Origin of the sequence: Geosporobacter subterraneus DSM 17957, assembly GCF_900142145.1 — a bacterium.
In the GTDB taxonomy this organism is placed as follows: Bacteria; Bacillota; Clostridia; order Peptostreptococcales; family Thermotaleaceae; genus Geosporobacter; species Geosporobacter subterraneus.
Genome location: NZ_FQZV01000110.1, coordinates 1 through 1,923, shown reverse-complemented (window position 1 = coordinate 1,923; position 1,923 = coordinate 1). Strand labels below are relative to the sequence as shown.

Sequence of the window (1,923 nt, the reverse complement as noted above, 5' to 3'; positions counted from 1 at the left end):
TGCTATGCCTTTTTTCATGTTTATATCTTCCTATGCTGTCGCATAAATACTATTTCTCCTGTGGATAAATCAAAACCACATTCTGCAACTACCTAATATATTAGTCTATCTATATCCTTTGTTTCGTCAAAACAGCCAATCCCAATTCGCAGGATTCCTTCTTTTTCTGTTCCCATAATGCGGTGGGCAGTAGGCATACAATGTAATCCTACTCGAATCATTATTCCATATTCTTGATCTAGTCTGTAGGCAACTTCTTCACCTGAAATACCCTTCATATTAAAGGAAATCACTCCCACTATTTTTTCTATATCTTTCGGACCATATACCATGATTTCTTTTATCTCATTGAGCCAATTCAATGCATAGTTTAATATTTCCTTTTCCTTATGCAGTATCTGCTGAATTCCTTCCCTCTGGATGAATGTCAAAGCTTCCCTTAATCCTACAAGTCCGCTGACATTTAGTGTTGCGATCTCTAGTTTATTCGGATAGTATTCCGGTTGATATTCATAGGCTGAGTCACCGCTTGTTCCACCGTGCTTTAGCGGATTGATCTTCCCTTCCCAATTTATGATCAATCCCCCTGTGCCCATGGGCCCTAAGAGACTCTTATGTTCTGTAAAGTCCAATAGATCAATATTGTCATCAACCACATTAATGGGGTAAAGTCCTGCGGTTTGTGCCGCATCTACTAAAAAAGGAATTTTATGCTTACGTGCTATGGCACCGATTTCACTAATGGGCTGAATTGTCCCTAATACATTGGATGCATGTGTGAATCCTCCCGCTATCATCCTAATCTTATTTTAGCATATGTTGGAGTTTACACACTCTATTTTATAGTGTCCTCAAAAATCCGTATAAACAATCTAAACTATAAAATGGGCGTACTAATCCAATATTATCAGTAAGGTTTTTATCAATTTCTTTTTCTGTAACGATACCCCAATCAATATCTTTCATTTTCCAATAGCATCTTTCAATTTCAAACTTTTCCATCTGTCTTTGACTATTCAAATTATCTACACTTTTTATTGTACGTGCTAACATTTTAAAACCCTATTTCGTTTTGACAGTAACAAGAAAATCCGTTGTCATAACAGTGTTTTCACCAATTTGGGGGTCTGACAGATGTTTTATCCCTAATTCATCTGCTATAGCAATAGTTTGATCTAAATGCAAAAGCGGAAACTGTTCTCTAATGTCTTGAACAACGTCCGAATGCTCTAAAATATATAAATAACTTCTTTCAAGATCAGAAAACAACTCATGTTGTCGACTTACTTTGATACCTAACAATCTTGTAGAGCGACCTGCTGAAGGTGTATAAGTCAAATATTGTTTTAAGAAAACTCCCTAACCCACAAGCACCCCTCAAACCCTTATTCCATCTATCTTCCGACCACTTTTCAATACCCATTCCATTTTGTGAAGGAAAAATAAAGTTTTTAGAAAACCCGGCCATTTTTTTGGCCTTTTTCCTTATTTCTTGAGTCTTTTCAATAAAATAAAGTCGTTGGAAAGTTAGTCGTAAAGATCAAGGTTTAAGGGGTAAATTTTACCCCTTTTCCATTCTTCAAATCAATAAGATCTTTCAATATAATAAATCAATACATGGCTGAAAGCCTTATTCTATAAGGTTTTTATCAATGTTTAATTCTCTTTCTTAATCCTTACTACTTATTCCTTCTGACGATATACGCATAAAAAAATTGCGGATAACGGTAGCCTATAACCTGCTACTTATCCACAATTTTTCTAACAACTTTATTTTCTCTCTAACGAGTTTATTTTACTTCTCAAGACATTATTTTACATATACATCTGTATACACATAAAAAACTCATGTCAAACCCCCACCACCCTCAAACCCTTATCCCTTCACTCCTTGACCCTATTTTCCTAATATCTTCCATATAA

Annotated in this window: 1 protein-coding gene and 1 pseudogene; both read right to left on the bottom strand. The window is 35.3% G+C overall.

From position 1 onward, the window contains the following. Window positions 1–92 precede the first annotated feature (92 nt). Complete coding sequence (locus BUB56_RS19160; protein WP_110942835.1) at window positions 93–797, bottom strand: aminotransferase class V-fold PLP-dependent enzyme; 705 nt, start codon at window positions 795–797, stop codon at window positions 93–95. A 43-nt stretch (window positions 798–840) separates the two neighbouring features. Further along, window positions 841–1,269: pseudogene (locus BUB56_RS20055) on the bottom strand (TnsA endonuclease N-terminal domain-containing protein). Window positions 1,270–1,923: the final 654 nt, after the last annotated feature.